Source organism: Arthrobacter oryzae (assembly GCF_037911235.1).
Taxonomy (GTDB): Bacteria; Actinomycetota; Actinomycetes; order Actinomycetales; family Micrococcaceae; genus Arthrobacter; species Arthrobacter oryzae_E.
Genome location: NZ_JBBLYW010000004.1, coordinates 64,413 through 81,358 on the forward strand (window position 1 = coordinate 64,413; position 16,946 = coordinate 81,358).

The window sequence follows — 16,946 nt, forward strand, 5'->3', positions numbered from 1 at the left end:
ACACACACCCCACTCGGTGTGTGTCCGCCGGCACGTGGTTACTCAGTACTTGGCGGCTTAGCTCAGGTAGCCGTTCGGGTTGAGGACGTACTTCGTGGCGGCGCCGGCGTCGAACTCGGCGTAGCCCTGGGGCGCCTCCTCAAGCGTGATGGCCTTGGCGTTCACGTTCTTGGCGATGTTCACCTTGTCGTTCAGGATTGCCATCATCAGCTGCCGGTTGTACTTCATCACGGGACACTGGCCCGTGGTGAAGCTCAGCGACTTGGCCCAGCCGGTACCCAGGCTCAGGCTCAGGGCACCCTTCTTGGCTGCCTCGTCAATGCCGCCCGGATCGCCCGTCACGTACAGCCCCGGAATGCCCAGCGCACCGCCGGCGGCGGTGATGTCCATCAGCGAGTTCAGCACCGTGGCCGGCGCCTCTTCGGCGTCCTTGCCATGTCCGTGGCCGCGCGCCTCGAAGCCGACTGCGTCCACGCCGCAGTCCACTTCCGGGAGGCCAAGGATCTGCTCGATCTGCTCCGCCGGGCCGCCCTTGGTGAGGTCCACCGTTTCGCAGCCGAAGCTGCGCGCCCGCGCCAGCCTGTCCTCGTTCAGGTCGCCGACGATCACGACGGCGGCGCCCAGCAGGTGGGCGCTTGTTGCCGCAGCCAGGCCGACCGGACCCGCACCGGCAATGTAGACGGTGGAGCCGACACCGACTCCGGCACTGACAGCGCCATGGAATCCCGTGGGGAAGATGTCCGAAAGCATGGCCAGGTCGAGGATCTTCTCCATGGCCCGGTCCTTGTCCGGGAACTTCAGCAGGTTCCAGTCCGCGTAGGGCACCAGGACGTAGTTGGCCTGGCCCCCTACCCAGCCGCCCATGTCGACGTACCCGTAGGCGCTTCCCGGCCGGTCCGGATTGACGTTGAGGCAGATGCCGGTCTTGCGCTCCTTGCAGTTGCGGCAGCGGCCGCAGGCGATGTTGAACGGAACGGAACAGATGTCCCCAACCTTGATGAACTCGACGTCGGGCCCTACTTCCACCACTTCCCCGGTGATTTCGTGGCCCAGGACGAGGTCCGGCGGCGCAGTGGTGCGGCCACGGACCATGTGCTGGTCGGAGCCGCAGATGTTGGTGGCGACAGTCTTGAGGATCACGCCATGGCGCACGGAACGGCCCACATTGGCGGGGTTGACGCCCGGCCCGTCCTTGAGTTCGAAGCTGGGGTAGTCAATGTCGATCAGTTCGACTTTGCCCGGTCCCTTGTAGGCAACGGCTTTGTTCCCTGTCATCTCTTTCCTCCTGGTTTCACGGGCACCCGCCAGGATGTCCCGTGTGATTCACGAAGTTCTGATGCGCCCTCCGAGGCAGGCATGGGCCGGCCGCGCCGTCCCGCGGTGCTGCAGCCGGCGAAGCCGCAGCCGTGCTGAACAGACGGGAGGGTCCGGCCAGTCTAGGCCGGTAAGCATACTTAGGGATATGGGCCGTTGGGCCCTAGTGACCGCCATGGAGGTGCCGTCCCGCGCGCCGTCAGGCGAGGGCGTCCTCGACGGCGGCGAGGACCTCTGGCGCGTCCGGCTCCACCGTGGGAGCAAAGCGGGCCACCACGACGCCGTCGCGGCTGACCAGGAACTTTTCGAAGTTCCACTTCACAATTCCGGGGAGGAGCCCGTTCTTGAACTTGGTGAGCTCGGCGTAGAGCGGGTGCTGGTTCCTGCCGCGCACATCAGCCTTGGCGGCCAGCGGGAATGTCACGCCGAAATTACGCTCGCAGAATTCGGCGATTTCGTCGTCGCTACCCGGCTCCTGTCCGGCGAACTGGTTGCACGGGACGCCCAGGACCTCGAACCCCCGGTCCTGGAACTTGCCGTAAAGCAGTTCAAGGCCGGCGTACTGCGGCGTGAAGCCACATTGGGAGGCCACGTTGACCACCATCACCACGTTTCCCTTGAAACGGCCAAAATCGGTTTCCGTGCCGTCATTGAGGGTCAGCGGAATGGAGTGGATCGACTTCACGGAGGGCTTTCTTAGGAAACTGGTCATGGCTGCTATTCGTTGACAGCGGCCAAGTGTATGGGTCGGTGCCGGTGCGGGTTCCGGCGCGGTCCTCCGCATCATCCTCCGTGAAGGAGGACCGCGATGCTGAACAGGATGCCGTTATGGCGCTGGGATGGCGGTTGGCACCGGCTCAGCTGACTCTGTTGATTCGGGCTCCGCCGCCGCCTTCAGCGTCGGCTCGGCGGCAGGTTCCGCCGTGGGTTCGGCCGCCGCCGTAAGCGTCGGCTCGGCGGCAGGTTCCGCCGTGGGTTCGGCCGTCGCCGTGAGCGTCGATTCGGCCACGGGTTCAGTCGCCGGCTCCGCCGTCGCCGTAAGCGTCGGCTCGGCCACGGGTTCAGTCGCCGGCTCCGCCGTCGCCGTAAGCGTCGGCTCGGCCACGGGTTCAGTCGCCGGCTCCGCCGTCGCCGTGACCGTCGGCTCGGCGGCAGGTTCAGTCGCCGGCTCCGCTGTCGCCGTGACCGTCGGCTCGGCGGCAGGTTCAGTCGCAGGCTCCGCTGTCGGCTCCGCGGTGACGCTCTCTGTTGGCGACGCCGCCTCAGTGGACTGCCCGGTCTCCGTTGGCGCCGGCGTCGGAGTCTGGGTCGGCGGAGGGGTCGGCGTGGCCGTTGCGGTGCCGGTCGGCGGCGGGGTTGCGGTGCCGGTCGGCGGCGGGGTTGCGGTGCCGGCGGGCGGTGGGGTTGCAGTCGCCGTCGAGCTTTCCGTCGCGGACGGCGTCGCAGAAGCCGACGGCGTGCCGGTCGCCGTAGCGGAAGGCGTTTCCGGCCTGGGGACTTCCGCCTCGCCGCCCGCCACCACGTGCGAGTTGTCCGCGGAGACGGGGATGGCCCAGGTGGGATCGCCCGCGGGGGCGTCGCCGCCCGGGAGGTAGCTGATCATGTCAATGTTCCCCAGCTCATCCAGCTGTCTGGTGGGCAGGAACTTGAAGTCCAGGGGGTTGGCATGCACGCCGTTGAGGATTGTTTCAAAATGCAGGTGGCACCCCGTGGACGAACCCGTGGTGCCAACTTTCGCAATGACCTCGCCCACCTGGACGGAGTCCCCCTTCTTGACGGCGATCCCTTCCAAGTGGTTGTAGGTGGTGATCAGCCCGTTGCCGTGGTCGATCTCCACACGGTTGCCGCCGCCCCAAGGGTGCCAGCCCACGGCCCTCACCACACCGGCGTCGGCCGCATACACCCGGGTGCCGCACGCAGCCGCGAAGTCCTGGCCCCAGTGGAACTCCCCCGCAACCCCGCTCAAGGGGCTGACCCGGAGGCCGAAGCCGGAGGTTTCCGTCAGCATTTCGAGGGGCGCCATGAGCGAACCGGCAGGCGGGCGCCTCAGTTCCTCTGAGGCAGCGTTCAGTTCGCGCTTGCCGCTTTTGGAGATGGTCCGGATATCGCTGCGGCTGTAGGAGATCAGGGCGTTGGTATTGGCCGAAACGGTGTCGGGGGCAATGCCCAGCGGTTTCGTGAAGGCGTCCGGCCACCACGGCGCAATGCCCGGACCGCCCATCGGTGCCTGTTTCGAGCTGGTAGCGACCACAGCCGATGGCATGGGCGCGGGTCCGTAGAGGCTAAGCCCGATCACGCCAAACGTTGAAACGGCGCATACTCCCAGAATCCGTGCTGCGACGAGGCAGGGCCTGGCTGTTTGCTCGTCGTGTCCATATCCCCAGTGATTTCCCACGTGTTGACTCCTGCGATAGGCCCGCCAGACCCCAATCTCGACGGACTTACGACTCCTATGGGACCACAGCCCCTCGGCTCTGTGAACCCCCCAACATCGGGCCGTCCACGCACTCCCGCGGAATTCCGCGCCTTCGGGCCGGAATTCCCAGCTGGCTCACAGCTATTGGCCAACCCTAAGACGTCTCCGGCCCGAACTTTTAGCCGTATCGTTCCTTCAGCGCGATCCAACCGGATGCGCAAGAATGGACCATGCGCAATGTCCTCAGGGAGTGGCAGGCCGAGCTCAGGCAGACCTTCACCGGCACGCGGGGTGCAGTGCCGCCTTGGGTCCCCCTGCTCGAGGATGGTGACGACGCCGGTTATCACTTGCCGGGGTCCGCGGTCTGGGCGGTCCACGGTTCAATGACCACCATTGTGGCGGGCATCCGTGCGCTCCTGATGCAGGCCCTCCATCCAGGCGCCCTCGCCGGCGTACACGACCATTCACGCTTCCGCGAAGATCCCCTGGGACGGCTGGCCGGAACCATCCGCTGGATCTTCACCGTGTCCTATGGCTCCACGTCCGCGGCGCATGAAGCATCCGGTTGGGTGCTGCGGCTGCATGAATCGGTCCGGGGTCACTACGTGGACGCCCACGGAATCACCAGAAGCTACGCGGCCAACGACCCCGAGCTGCTTCGGTGGGTCCATATCGCATTCACTGACGCATTCCTCTCCGCCCACAAGATCTGGGGGCGGCCCATCCCCGGCGGGCCGGATGCCTACGTCCGGGAGTGGGCGCACGCTGGAACGCTGATGGGCGTTGATTCGCCCCCGCTGAGCGAGGCGGAAATGAGGCAGCAGCTGGACAGCTGGTACGACGACGGCGACCTCCGCTCCGACGAGCGGGTGACCGAGATGGTGGCCTTCATCCGCAACCCGCCGCTGCATCCTTCGCTGCGCCCTGGATACCGGATGCTGTTTGCCGCCGCTGTTGCCAGCCTCGACCCGAGGTACCGCAAAATGCTGGGGCTCCGGACGGCACGGCTGGGTCCCCTGCCGCTGCCGGTGACGCTCGGCACCAAAGTGACTCTCGCCGTCGTCCAACTGGCCCTTGGCGGGGCAAAACGCGGAGGCAGGATCGGGCCGAGCGAGCAGGCAGCACGACGGCGACTGCGCCGCCTGGGATTTGCCCCTTAGCGCCGGAATGCAAAAAGGCCCCGGTCCGAGGACCGGGGCCAAACCGCGGAGAATGGGGGATTTGAACCCCCGAGGGCGTTAACCCAACACGCGTTCCAGGCGTGCGCCATAGGCCGCTAGGCGAATTCTCCAGTAGCTTCTGAATCAAAAGCAGATACTAGACTACCTGAACTTTCCGGCATCACCCAATTGGGCGCACGGGACGTTACGACGGGCGCGCTGCGGGCTCCTACGCGGGCCCTGCGGAATGGCCCCTTAACGTCAAAATGGACGCCCCCAATGCGCCCACTCCGCCGGAACACCGTTGAGCTGCCGGGTCCGGCCCTCGCGCCAGGCCCTGCAGCTCACAACCTTGAGCTCAACTTGAGATTGCCCCAATCGGTGTACATATCCATCGTCCGCTTTGCAGCAATGATAAGCAAGGGTTCGTCCCCTAATATCGGCTGACCGTTACCGACTTGTGCCGCTAACGGCTGCTGCCGGTTCGCGTGCGAGTTGCTGAGAAGATGGGCGCATGACGCAACTGCACACCCTGGTCACCTACGTACCCGCAGACCACGCGGAGGCTGTCCTCGCGGCGGTGGGCGATGCGGGCGCCGGCCGGATCGGCAATTATTCACACTGCGCATTCACCACCCCCGGCACCGGACGGTTCACACCACTCGACGGATCCCAGCCGTTTATCGGTACACAGGGCCGGAACGAACAGGTGCAGGAGGTGCGGATCGAGTGCGTCGTAACGGAAGACGTGCTCGACGCCGTCGTAGCCGCCCTTCGTGCCGCCCACCCCTACGAGGAGCCCGCACTTATGAGCTGGGCCGTCAACGGACACCGCCCGGCAACGGCGCAGGTGGGCCGCGGAACCTAGCCGAGGCACCCTGGAACGAGCCACGTTCCGCCGATTCGGGGCACACGAAATCATCGGGTAAACTCATTGACGGCCCCTCATGTGGCGTCATCCTGTTGAACTCCCCCAGGACCGGAAGGTAGCAAGGGTAGACGGGCTCTGGCGGGTGCATGGGGGGTCTTTACTATTCCCGAACAGGGCGGCCGCCCGTGAGGGATCTGATTGTCGGCCCGGATTGGTAGGGTTTTCTCTGTGAGTGTTACAACCGCCCTTTACCGCAGATACCGTCCAGACTCCTTTGCTGACGTTATCGGGCAGGAACACGTCACCGATCCGCTGATGATGGCGTTGCGAAAGAACCGCGTCAATCACGCCTACCTTTTTTCCGGTCCGCGCGGCTGCGGAAAGACCACGTCCGCCCGCATCCTGGCCCGCTGCCTCAACTGCGCCGAGGGTCCCACCGATACTCCGTGCGGGAAGTGCCCCAGCTGCGTTGAGTTGGCACGCGGAGGCTCCGGTTCACTCGACGTGATCGAGATCGACGCCGCGAGCCACGGCGGCGTTGACGATGCCCGCGACCTCCGCGAACGCGCCACCTACGCTCCCGTCCGGGACCGGTACAAGATCTTCATCATCGACGAAGCCCACATGGTCACTTCCGCCGGCTTCAACGCCCTGCTCAAGATCGTGGAAGAGCCGCCGGAACACATCAAGTTCATCTTTGCCACCACGGAGCCGGACAAGGTGATCGGCACCATCCGTTCGCGGACCCACCACTACCCGTTCCGGCTGGTACCGCCCGAGCCCCTCATGGCCTACCTTGAGTTGCTCTGCAACCAGGAAAACGTTCCCGTGGCGCCCGGAGTGCTGTCCCTGGTCATCCGGGCCGGCGGCGGTTCGGTCCGGGACTCGCTCTCAGTCCTGGACCAGCTGATGGCAGGCGCCGGACCCACCGGGTTGGACTACGAGCTCGCCGTCGCACTCCTGGGCTACACGCACGCGTCCCTTCTGGACGACGTCGTTGAAGCCGTGGCCGCCGCGGACGCGGCCACAGTGTTCCGGGCAGTGGACCGCGTGATCCAGACCGGCCACGATCCGCGACGCTTCGTGGAGGACCTCCTGGAGCGCTTCCGCGACCTCATCATTGTCCAGGCCATGCCGGAGAGCGCCCAGTCGATCCTCCGCGGCATGCCGGCCGACCAGATAGCCCGGCTCCAGAACCAGGCCCACAACCTTGGCGCCGCAGAGCTGTCCCGGGCTGCAGACGTGACCAACACCGCCCTCACTGAGATGACAGGGGCAACGTCGCCACGGCTGCACCTTGAGCTGCTGTGTGCCCGCATCCTGCTCCCCACTTCCGAACAGACCGAGCGCGGCATCGCTGCCCGGATCGACCGCGTGGAGCGCCGCCTGAACTACGGCGGGAACGACGTCGGAGCTCCCGCCGCCGCTTCAGCGGCCCCTTCCGCGCCGGCAGCGGCGCCCGCGGCAACGCCGGAGTCCGCTCCCCCGGCCGCTTCAGCGACACCTTCCGCACCGGTTCAGGCCGTACCGGTTCAGGCACAGTCACCGGAACCGGCTTCCATTCCCGCGCTTTCGGCTGAACCGGCCGCAGCACGCAGTGCAGCGCCCGCACGCGAATCCCTGACTCCGCCGCGCGTTTCCACCGCCGATTGGCCCATCGATGAGCAACCAGCGGCGAATCGGGGCCCGTCCGGACAGGCTGCTTCCCGTCCTGCCGCTCCGCCGGCCCCTGCCGCCGCTGCGGCGCCGGCACCGGCCGCGCCCGCCGCGGCTGAACCCGTGGCTGCCGAGCGGACACCGATGGAGTCCGAAGCCAGGCAACCCGCGGCGGAAAGCCACGTTCCTGCCCACGGTCCCGGGGGCGACGTGGAGGTCCTGCGGCGCGCCTGGGCTGACATTCTGCAGACCCTGAGCAAGATCAAGCGCAGCACCTGGGCGCTTGTCGAACCGAACGCCCAGGTGGGCCAGTTCGACGGCCAAGTGCTCACACTGGTCTTCACCACCTCCGGACTGGCCGGCGCCTTCGGCCGGGCAGACCACTCCGAAAACCTCCGCCAGGCAATCCACAAGACTGTTGGCATCGACTGCCAGATCAATGCGGTGTCCGGTGGCGTCCATGCAGTGCCCAGCAGCGCCGGCAGCTCAGCGAGCTCTGAGCCAAACCCAAAAGCACCCGCTAAGCAGGAAGCTCCGGCGACGTCCGCCGACGTTGCCTGGGGTCTTGCGCCTGCCCCGGCTGCGCCGGCCACAGAACCCGAAGCCAGCCCTGCAGCTGCCGGCCCGGCCAGCGCGCCAGCCAGCCTCCCGGCGACCAACCCAGCTCCTGCCCGTGCCGCCGGCTCTGCCAGCGCGGACGTGCAGCGCGGGCCCGCAGCGCCAGCTGCCCCGGCGCCGCAGCCGCAAGAGGCGGATTCCGGTTCGTACAGCTACCCCGACGACGACTGGGGCCCGCCCCTGGACGAAGATGCTCCCCCGCTGGACGAAGAGCCGCCGATGGACTGGGCGCCGTCCGCTCCGGCGCAGGAACGTCAGGTACAGGAACGTCCTGCACAGTCACGACCGGCTCCGGAAAACCAGGGCACAGGCGGGCAGCCGGGCAAACCACTCACTCCGGCCGGCTCTTCACGCGCGGCGGGCGACACATCCAGCGACGATCCATGGTCCCGCGCCAAGGAAGAGGCCCCGGGCGTCTGGACGGTCAGTTCCGAGTCGAACGTTGGCAAGTCCGTGGAAGACCCGGACCGCGCCGCCCTGCCTGTTGTTCCGGAGCCTCCGGCGCGCCACTACGAGCCGGCGGCAGCCCAGCTCCCGCGGCCTGTCGAGGCCCCGGAAGAAACGTCCACCCTTGGATCCGGTGAATCCCCGCGCCCGGCAGAAGTCCGGCAGCCCGTGGGCGCACTGGTCGGTGCGGGCAGCTCCTCCGGCGCCGGCTGGACTGCCTCCGCGCAGTATGGTCCTGCCACGGCAGCCGACCCGTCACCGGCCATGCCGGGCCCGGACGTCAGGAGCATCGCGTCGGCATCGGCACCAGCGGCTTACGCATCCGCCCCGGCCCAGTCCGCCCCGGCCCCGGCAGCGACTCCAGGCGCAGCCGTAAAGCAAAGCCTGTACCAGCGTCTGTCCAACAGCCCCGAGGCTGAAGCCGGCCGGGCCAAGGCTCCTGCGCGGCAGGCGGAGTCCGTCAAGACCTATGTCCAGGACACACCCAGCCCGGACGACGAAACGATCGAAGAATCAGGCGTGTTTGGACGCGCCGCCGTCGAGCGTATTCTGGGCGGAAAGCTGGTGGAAGAGCGGTCCCTGGACGGCAGCCCGATCCCACCGCGCTTCTAGTCCGCCCCGCGGGATGTTAAGGGCATCCTTCAAACAAACGAGTCAAACGAACGAGGACATTGTGTACGAAGGTGCAGTTCAAGAGCTGATCGACGAACTGGGCCGCCTTCCCGGGGTGGGGCCCAAGTCCGCCCAGCGGTTGGCTTTCCATATCCTCGAAGCGGACCCGCAGGACATGAAGCGGCTCGTCGAAGCCATCACCACGGTGAAGGAACGGGTGAAATTCTGCACGGTGTGCGGCAACGTCACGGAGCAGGAGCTGTGCAACATCTGCCGCGACACGCGCCGGGATCCCTCGGTCATTTGCGTTGTGGAGGAGTCCAAGGACGTCCTGGCTGTTGAGCGCACCCGTTCCTTCCGGGGCCGGTACCACGTCTTGGGCGGCGCGATAAACCCCATCGCCGGAGTCGGTCCGGATCAGCTGCGCATCAGGGAACTCCTCACCCGGCTGAACGACGGCGCCATCCAGGAAATCATCATCGCCACCGACCCCAACCTTGAGGGTGAGGCCACGGCCACGTACCTGGCTCGGATGCTGAAATCGATCGGCATCACCGTCACCAGGCTCGCTTCCGGCCTGCCAGTGGGCGGAGATTTGGAGTACGCGGATGAAGTCACCCTGGGGCGCGCGTTCGAGGGCCGCCGCAACGCCCTGAGTTGATCCTGACAGCGACGGCACGCCATGGAACCGTTTCCCTCCATCGTCACTGAACGCCTGGAATTGCGCCTCGTGGCGCAAGCCGACGCCACCGCGCTCCGAGGATTCCGGGGCCATCCCGACGCGGTCCGCTATTTGTCGCACCAACCCCTGACGGCGAGGCAAACGGACCGGCTACTCGCTCAACTGCTGGTCCGCGCTGAACGCTCCACGGCCGATTGGTTCCACTACGCCTGGGCGGTAGTGCTCCGCTCCACCGGCACCGTGATCGGCGACGCCCGCACATGGAACTCGGCCGAGCCGCCGCTGCCGGGCGGGATTCCGGCGGACTTCGCCAGCCTCGGCTACCTCCTCCACCCGGACCACCACGGCAGGGGGTACGGCAGCGAAGCCGCCGGGGCACTGGTCCGCTGGCTCTTCACTGAGCGCGGGACGAACGCCATCTACGCTGGCGTCTACGAACCGAACACCGCTTCGCGGCGCCTCCTGGAAGGTCTCGGCTTCGTCCAGGATCACTACTTCACCGCCGCCCAGGACACCCATGGCAAGGGGCTGGCCTCGTGGCGCTACCGTCTGGACCGCGCGGCGTGGCCCCTCGTCGAAGATGACTAGCGGGAGGCCACCATGCGGTCACAATTCAGCGCCGCGCCGTTCCCGGCGATAAACTTGGCACATCAGTTACGCCGTCGCGCCTTTTTGGTTGCTTGGCCCCGGAACCCCGATTTGATGCAGTGAGGGTGCGCGCATGAGTATGCCCACTACCGAAGTGAAAACCGAGAACCAGTCGCATGTGCTGCCCGCGGCCGCTGCCCGGACCAAGCAGCTCATTGTGCAGAAGTTCGGCGGCTCCTCGGTTTCCGACGCGGACGGCATCAAACGGGTGGCAAAGCGCGTCGTGGACGCCCAACGGGCCGGCAACGAAGTAGTTGTAGTGGTGTCCGCGATGGGTGACACCACCGACGAACTGCTGGACCTTGCCGCGCAGGTCACCGATTCGGCCCCCGCGCGTGAAATGGACATGCTCCTCTCCGCCGGTGAGCGAATCTCCATGGCCCTGGTAGCCATGGCCATCAACAAGCTGGGTGCCTCGGCCCAGTCCTTCACGGGCTCGCAGGCCGGCATGATCACCGACGGCATCCACGGCAAGGCGCGCATCATCGACGTCGATCCCCACCGGATCCGCACCGCCTTGGACAAGGGACACATCGCCATCGTGGCCGGATTCCAAGGCATGAGCCGCACCACCAACGAGATCACCACCCTGGGACGCGGCGGATCCGACACCACCGCCGTGGCCCTGGCCGCAGCGCTGGACGCCGACGTCTGCGAAATCTACACGGATGTGGACGGCATTTACACGGCGGATCCCCGCGTGGTGCCCTCCGCCCAGAAGATCGACCGCATCTCCAGCGAAGAAATGCTGGAACTGGCCGCCTCCGGCGCCAAGATCCTGCACCTGCGCTGCGTGGAATACGCGCGGCGCTTCGGCGTGCCGCTGCATGTGCGCTCGTCATTCAGTCAGAACGAAGGTACCTGGGTCATGCCAGGAACCGACGACAAGATCAAGACTCAAGAGGGAGTTGCCTTGGAGCAGCCAATCATCTCCGGCGTTGCACACGACCGTTCCGAAGCCAAGGTCACCGTGGTGGGAGTCCCCGACATCCCTGGCAAGGCCGCCGCGATCTTCCAGGTCATCGCCGACGCGCACTCCAACATCGACATGATCGTCCAGAACGTCTCCACGCACGGGACGGGCCGGACGGATATTTCCTTCACCCTCCCCATCGTGGAAGGCGCCGACGCCCTCGCTGCCCTGCGTGCGGCGCAGCCGGAAATCGGCTTCGAGAGCATCGAATACAACGAACAGATCGGCAAGCTTTCGCTGATCGGCGCCGGCATGCGTTCCCACCCTGGTGTCTCGGCCACCTTCTTCAAGGCCCTGTCCGACGCCGGTATCAACATCAACATGATCTCGACGTCGGAAATCCGCATCTCTGTGGTGACGCACGCCGACCTGCTCGACGATGCAGTCCGGGCCATCCACAAGGCGTTCGACCTGGATAGCGAAGACGAAGCAACGGTCTACGGCGGTACCGGCCGCTAAGGCGGGCCCCGCCCAGCCACTACAGACAGCAAAAGGAACGGCACAGCGGCAAAACCGCTGTGCCGTTCCTTTTGTGCGTCTCACGAGAGTGGGCTACGTGATGTCTTCCTTGCGGACCGCGTAGTGATGCCCCTCGGAGTCTGTCTCTACTTCGAAGTGGGCCAAGTCCTCTTCGGAAGCCGACTCAAAGTCGTCATGCGTGTGAACAACGGGCAGGGTCGGATCACCCCGCGTGGCGGGTCCGAAGAAGAACCGCAACTTGTCAGTCTGGCTCATGAAGCGCTGTATCGCCTTTGCCACAATTCCCACCCCCTTTCCCTCAGTCGGGTCAAGCAGTGCTGCATTGGCCGGTTGGTACCTGTGCCCATATTTTACGCCCGGGGACACGAAAAGGCCCCGGGCTGCCCGCCGGTAAGCGAGCTAGCGAAGGGACTTATCCTCCGGGTTCCTGGGCACCACGTAGGTGCTGCCGTCCGGCCTGCGAACCGTTTCCCACTGCTGGGTCTCCGCTTCGCGGCGGATAAGGAGGGCCTTGTTCTCGTCGGTCATCTCGTGGCTCAAGGCACTGCGGTTGGCCGGCCCGAAGATGGCCCGGAGCTTGCCGGTGGCACGCATGAACTTTTGGGCGGCGTTTTCCTTGCTGGCCATTGCGGATTCCCTTTCAGAACGATCACGTCCAATCCAGTGTACGCTAATCATTAGCCCACTAACGATCAAGGAGCGAGCAGTGACGAATCAGCGCCCGGCCTATGCCCTCGAAGCGTCTGACGAAGACCTCCTGCTGGAACACCAGCTTTGCTTTGCCCTAACCGTAGCGTCGCGGAGCGTCGTCGGTGCCTACAAACCGGTGCTGGACAGGCTGGGGCTGACCCACCCGCAGTACCTCGTGATGCTGTGTCTGTGGGAGTCCAGCCCGCGCTCGGTCCGGGACATAAGTGACGCACTGGCCCAGGAGCCGGCAACCATCTCGCCGCTGCTGCGCCGTCTCGAATCAGCCGGCTACATCACCCGCGGCCGTGCTGCCGGCAACGAGCGCGCCCTGGCCGTTGGCCTAACCCCCAGCGGCGCAGCCCTCAGGCAGCAGGCCACGGCAGTCCCGGGAACCATGATGGAGCGCTTGGGCCTGACCCGAGATCAGGTGGCCACCCTCCACCAGGCCATGACCGAACTAATCTCCGCCACCAAAGCCGCCGCCGTAGGTGACGCCGCTGCGGGCGCTCATTGAGCTGTCACGGCGACGTTCAGCTGCGTTGAGGGCCCCGTTCCGAAAGTCATCAGGCCCGTCCAGTTTCCTGCCTCAAGTCCGGTCCAGCTGGCAGTGAGCTCGCCGCTGGCGCCGTTTTCAATGGTGAGGGGGTTGGGGCTGAGGGTCAGGTTTCCGGCGTCACCGGCAAGGATCATCACGTCAACCGACGCCGCGGTTGCCGCGTTGCCGGGGCTGGCAAACAGGTTGGCGGTCACCTTCCAGTCGCCTGCCACCGGATCCTTGATGGAGACTGCCTCGTTCGCCGCAGGCGTAGCCCCCGGGTACAGCAGACCGGCCGGCGAAACCACGTACAGGTCGAAGTCCGCTGCCGGGTTGGCGGAGTTGACCGCAAACCTCGCAAGGGAAGAACCGGCTGGGACATTCACCACCTGAACGTCGTTCGCGGCGTCCTTGATCCCGGTGTAGGGCCCCGGAACCAGGCTGATCGCCGTCGAGTTCGCTTTGGCAAGCCCCTTCACGGTCACGTCGATTGGCTCGGGACTCCCGGACGTTACCGGAATGACGACGCTGCCGCTGCCGCCCGCCGAGGAGGCGTTGACCACGGCCGGCGCAACCGCGGTCACGGAACGGATCGCCACCGGCGAGCGGACAGCCGTCTCATCCGAACTCCACGTCAGCGACCCGCCAACAAAGGCATCCAAGGTGGCGCCGGAGTTCGTGAACTGCACCGTGAACGTGGCCTTCTCACCTTCTTTCAGGGTCAGCACATCCGGGGTCACCTCCGCCGTGATCCCCGGAATATCGACGTCGGCGCTGTAGCTTCCGGCTGTCAAGGCAGTCACTGTGCGGGTCACGGTCTGCGTCCCTGTGAGGCCGCCGATGGCGATGGACGGCAGGTTCACGTCCTTGGCGGCCACCGGGGCAACGCCCAGCTGATGGCCCTGGCCCTGCAGGAAACCGAGCCAGTCGCTGGGGCCGGCGTCGTACACCAGCCCGGGCGTCGCGATCCGGGCCGGGTCGATTTGTCCGGCGCCCTGGGCAAAGACGTCGTGGACAGGGTTTCCTTCAGCGTCCACCAGGTCGTAGGCGGTGGTCATCATCGCTGACTTCACGGCGGCCGGGGACCAGAGGGCGTTCTTGCCCAGCAGCAGCGCCCCAAACCCTGCAATGTGCGGGGCTGCCATCGACGTTCCCGAGAGAAACCCGAAGTTCTGGCCGTTGGATCCGACCGGTGAGACAGCTGCCAGGACACCCACGCCGGGAGCCGCAATGTCAGGTTTCAAGAGGTCGCTGTTGGCTGCCAGGGTTGGCCCGCGCGAGGAGAACCCCGCAATTTGGGGAACCGGCGGCGGATCCTGCCCGGTAGTGTCAGTGGATACCAGGCTCGCCGTCAACCCCGCCTCGGCCGCAACCGCCTCTTTGATGGCAGGGTCCTCGACGTGGACCGTAGGAATGCTGTGCAGATCCACATCCAGCGAGTTGGGTGTCAGGTTGACCAGAACCATGCCGACGCCGCCTGCCTGGGACACGGTCAGGCTCTTGGCGGTTCGGTCCACTACCCCCCTGTCACAGACCACGATCCGGCCTGCGGTCTTGGCCGGGTCCAGGGTGCCGGGCGCACACAGCGCAGCGTTGGCCTCGAGGGCCTCTGCTGTTTTCAACGTCGCGGCGAGCGCGATGGGCGCATCCGCAACTTCAGTGGCCATGATGCTCGCACCCGCAAACTTCTCGCCGCTGGACAGCTCCACCGTGCCCCGAAGGCTGCTGCTGTGGGTGGAGGCTGCCACGCTGGTCATCCACGGAGCGGCATGGTTGACGGTGCTGGCCGCCGGACCGGAGTTGCCGGCTGACGCGGCCACGAAGATGCCGGCCGCGGCCGCATTCAGGAAGGCGATGGACACCGGATCCACGGTGGAGTTGTTGGTGCCCGAGATGGAGTAGCTCAGGACGTCGACGCCGTCCCTGATGGCGTCCTCGATGGCCTCCACGCCGCTGGAGGCGAAGCAGCCGGTGGTTGCCGGGCTGGCGCCCTCCCAGCAGACCTTGTAGATGGCGAGCTTCGCGGCGGGGGCCACCCCGGAGCCCTTGCCGAAGTCGCGGCCGCCCACAGCCTGGCTGACATCGCTGTTGCCCGCGGCTGTGCTGGCGGTATGCGAGCCGTGGTTGTTGATGTCCAGTGGAGAGAACGTTTCCTTGGACGAGCGCAGGGTCGGCGGCACGATTGCCTTGAATGCTTCGTCGTAGTACCGGGCGCCGATGACCTTGCCGTTGCACTCAGTGCCGGCGAATTGGTCTCCGGCCTCACAGACGCCCGCGAAGGTGCTTCCGTCCGCTTTCAGCATGGTGATCTGGTTTGCCGGCGACAGGTAGGGCTCGCCCACAACGGGTGCTCCGGACAGCGGCTTCACCTGTTGGCCCGCTAAGAAGGGATTGCCGGGTGTGTAGCCCGTATCCAGCACACCCACTACCGTTCCCTTGCCGGCATTGGCTTCACCGCCGAAGTGTTCCGCCCAGACGCCCCCGGAACCGGGCAGGCCCAGAAATTCGGTGCTTGAGTAGTCGATTTTGTGCAGGCTGTCTTTAACGACAGCAAGGACGCTTCCGTCCTTGGCTAACGAGTTTGCCTGTTCCGCGGACAGTTCCGCGCTGAAGCCGTTCACCGCCAGGGTGTAACTGTCCCTGATGGCCACGCCTTCCGCCGCCGCAAGTCTGGTCTGCTGTGATTCCAGATGTGCCGAGTAGCGTTGGGATTCAGCACTGCCGGCGTCGAGCTTTCCATTGGCGACCGCGGTCCCCGGAATGCCCTCGACGCCGCCCGTGTAGGCGGCGACGGGTCTGTCCTTCAGCATCACAATGTAGCGGCCTGCATCCAGTGAAGGCGCGTCTTCCGCCGGGGGGTCGGCGGCTGCCCACGCCGGTGCTGCCAGCCCCTGGCCGATCAACAGGGAAGTTGCCAGAGCAACTGCGGCGGCGAGGCGTGACGCCGGGCTTCTGCCCCGAACGCCTCTGCCGTGGACACTTGTGTCCTGGACTCTGGAGCCCTCTTGCGGATAGGTCATGACGCTGCCTCCTAGGTTGCCGGACCGGTGGCGTAGCCGGTCCCACCCCTTGGACGCATCCGTCCACGTCGGCGCAACGTGGGCGTGAGGCCATACATCCAGTGATGGGAGAAACATACCGGAGTGGGGCCGCGGAATCGAGATGTTCCGGACAGATTTAAACGCCGGGCCCTGGATGCCGCAGCTGCGCGCGTTCCGGAGGCCGGGCCGAACGGCAGGGTTCATCGTGGGGCGGCGGCGATAGAATGGATCAAAATGAGGAGGACCGGTAATGCGTAAGGCATGGATTCACGCACTCGTTCTGGTATCCGTTGCCGGCCTCGCAGCCTGCTCGCCGGGCGGTGGCAGCCCAACGCCTTCTCCCTCGGCCACCTCCGCCAGCGCCAGCCCCACGGCGACGCCGTCGCCGGACACCGAAACGACCGTACCGGCTCCCGCTCCGCCGCCGTCCTCCGCGCCCGCCACATCCAGCCCGGGCAAGGGAAACGCCGAGCTCGCCATCATGATCAAGCCGTCGGAATCGGAACCAGCCCTGAACTACACCCTGGTGTGCAAGGACGGAGTTCCGGCGAAGGAAAGCAGCCACCCCTCGGCCGCCGCGGCGTGCACCGCACTGAAGGACAACCCTGCCGTGCTGAGCCCGGCTCCCCGCAGAACGGACCAGGCCTGCACCCAGCAGTACGGCGGCCCGCAAGAGGCCACTGTCACCGGGATCGTGGATGATTCACCGGTGGATACGTCATTCGCGCGCAGGGATGGCTGCGAAATCGGACTGTGGAATGCGGCCAAGGACATCCTCGGTTCCGCGGGCGGAGTGTCCTAGG

14 protein-coding genes, 1 tRNA gene and 1 other RNA gene are annotated in these 16,946 nt (G+C 66.1%); 9 read left to right on the forward strand and 7 right to left on the reverse strand.

Annotated features, from left to right (window positions below; all coding sequences use genetic code 11):
* Nucleotides 1–57: 57 nt before the first annotated feature.
* The 3 genes from fdhA to WMN78_RS01545 form a co-directional block, all read right to left on the reverse strand.
* Nucleotides 58–1,275 (reverse strand): formaldehyde dehydrogenase, glutathione-independent, encoded by a 1,218-nt coding sequence (gene fdhA, locus WMN78_RS01535; RefSeq protein ID WP_317780992.1) that lies wholly within the window; start codon nucleotides 1,273–1,275, stop codon nucleotides 58–60.
* 238 nt (nucleotides 1,276–1,513) lie between these two features.
* Entirely contained in the window at nucleotides 1,514–1,999 is a 486-nt protein-coding gene (locus tag WMN78_RS01540; protein WP_340531619.1) for a glutathione peroxidase, read from the reverse strand.
* A 141-nt stretch (nucleotides 2,000–2,140) separates the two neighbouring features.
* The gene (locus tag WMN78_RS01545; protein WP_340531620.1) at nucleotides 2,141–3,577 is read right to left on the reverse strand and encodes a peptidoglycan DD-metalloendopeptidase family protein; all 1,437 of its coding nucleotides are present in this window, start codon (nucleotides 3,575–3,577) and stop codon (nucleotides 2,141–2,143) included.
* Between the two features lie 383 nt (nucleotides 3,578–3,960).
* On the opposite strand from WMN78_RS01545, the gene WMN78_RS01550 reads away from it, so the two are divergent.
* Entirely contained in the window at nucleotides 3,961–4,890 is a 930-nt protein-coding gene (locus WMN78_RS01550; RefSeq protein ID WP_340531621.1) for an oxygenase MpaB family protein, read from the forward strand.
* A 46-nt stretch (nucleotides 4,891–4,936) separates the two neighbouring features.
* Here WMN78_RS01550 and WMN78_RS01555 read toward each other — a convergent pair.
* Nucleotides 4,937–5,021 (reverse strand) — tRNA-Ser (locus WMN78_RS01555).
* 383 nt (nucleotides 5,022–5,404) lie between these two features.
* On the opposite strand from WMN78_RS01555, the gene cutA reads away from it, so the two are divergent.
* The 6 genes from cutA to WMN78_RS01585 all read left to right on the forward strand — a co-directional run bounded on the left by cutA (nucleotide 5,405) and on the right by WMN78_RS01585 (nucleotide 11,856).
* Complete coding sequence (gene cutA / locus WMN78_RS01560) at nucleotides 5,405–5,758, forward strand: divalent cation tolerance protein CutA (RefSeq protein WP_340531623.1); 354 nt, start codon at nucleotides 5,405–5,407, stop codon at nucleotides 5,756–5,758.
* Nucleotides 5,759–5,826: 68 nt separating this feature from the next.
* An RNA gene (gene ffs, locus WMN78_RS01565) (signal recognition particle sRNA small type) lies at nucleotides 5,827–5,923 on the forward strand.
* A gap of 66 nt (nucleotides 5,924–5,989) precedes the next feature.
* Nucleotides 5,990–9,094 (forward strand): DNA polymerase III subunit gamma and tau, encoded by a 3,105-nt coding sequence (locus WMN78_RS01570; RefSeq protein ID WP_340531624.1) that lies wholly within the window; start codon nucleotides 5,990–5,992, stop codon nucleotides 9,092–9,094.
* A gap of 61 nt (nucleotides 9,095–9,155) precedes the next feature.
* A complete protein-coding gene (gene recR, locus WMN78_RS01575; protein ID WP_340531625.1) occupies nucleotides 9,156–9,755 on the forward strand; it encodes a recombination mediator RecR in 600 nt (199 codons plus the stop codon).
* A 21-nt stretch (nucleotides 9,756–9,776) separates the two neighbouring features.
* Nucleotides 9,777–10,364, forward strand: a complete 588-nt coding sequence (locus tag WMN78_RS01580; RefSeq protein ID WP_340531626.1) for a GNAT family N-acetyltransferase — start codon at nucleotides 9,777–9,779, stop codon at nucleotides 10,362–10,364.
* Between the two features lie 133 nt (nucleotides 10,365–10,497).
* Entirely contained in the window at nucleotides 10,498–11,856 is a 1,359-nt protein-coding gene (locus tag WMN78_RS01585; protein ID WP_340531627.1) for an aspartate kinase, read from the forward strand.
* A gap of 93 nt (nucleotides 11,857–11,949) precedes the next feature.
* Here the strand turns inward: WMN78_RS01585 and WMN78_RS01590 are convergent, their stop codons facing one another.
* Both WMN78_RS01590 and WMN78_RS01595 read right to left on the reverse strand, forming a co-directional pair.
* Nucleotides 11,950–12,132: a hypothetical protein gene (locus WMN78_RS01590; RefSeq protein WP_340531628.1), complete on the reverse strand. Its 183-nt coding sequence runs from the start codon at nucleotides 12,130–12,132 to the stop codon at nucleotides 11,950–11,952.
* A 144-nt stretch (nucleotides 12,133–12,276) separates the two neighbouring features.
* Nucleotides 12,277–12,504: a hypothetical protein gene (locus WMN78_RS01595; protein ID WP_340531629.1), complete on the reverse strand. Its 228-nt coding sequence runs from the start codon at nucleotides 12,502–12,504 to the stop codon at nucleotides 12,277–12,279.
* Between the two features lie 79 nt (nucleotides 12,505–12,583).
* Here WMN78_RS01595 and WMN78_RS01600 point away from each other — a divergent pair, with 79 nt between their 5' ends.
* Complete coding sequence (locus WMN78_RS01600; RefSeq protein ID WP_340531630.1) at nucleotides 12,584–13,081, forward strand: MarR family transcriptional regulator; 498 nt, start codon at nucleotides 12,584–12,586, stop codon at nucleotides 13,079–13,081.
* Here the strand turns inward: WMN78_RS01600 and WMN78_RS01605 are convergent.
* Nucleotides 13,075–16,122 (reverse strand): S8 family serine peptidase, encoded by a 3,048-nt coding sequence (locus WMN78_RS01605; protein ID WP_340531632.1) that lies wholly within the window; start codon nucleotides 16,120–16,122, stop codon nucleotides 13,075–13,077. The genes WMN78_RS01600 and WMN78_RS01605 overlap by 7 nt on opposite strands.
* 271 nt (nucleotides 16,123–16,393) lie before the next feature.
* Here WMN78_RS01605 and WMN78_RS01610 point away from each other — a divergent pair, with 271 nt between their 5' ends.
* Nucleotides 16,394–16,945, forward strand: a complete 552-nt coding sequence (locus WMN78_RS01610) for an SSI family serine proteinase inhibitor (protein WP_340531633.1) — start codon at nucleotides 16,394–16,396, stop codon at nucleotides 16,943–16,945.
* Nucleotide 16,946: the final 1 nt, after the last annotated feature.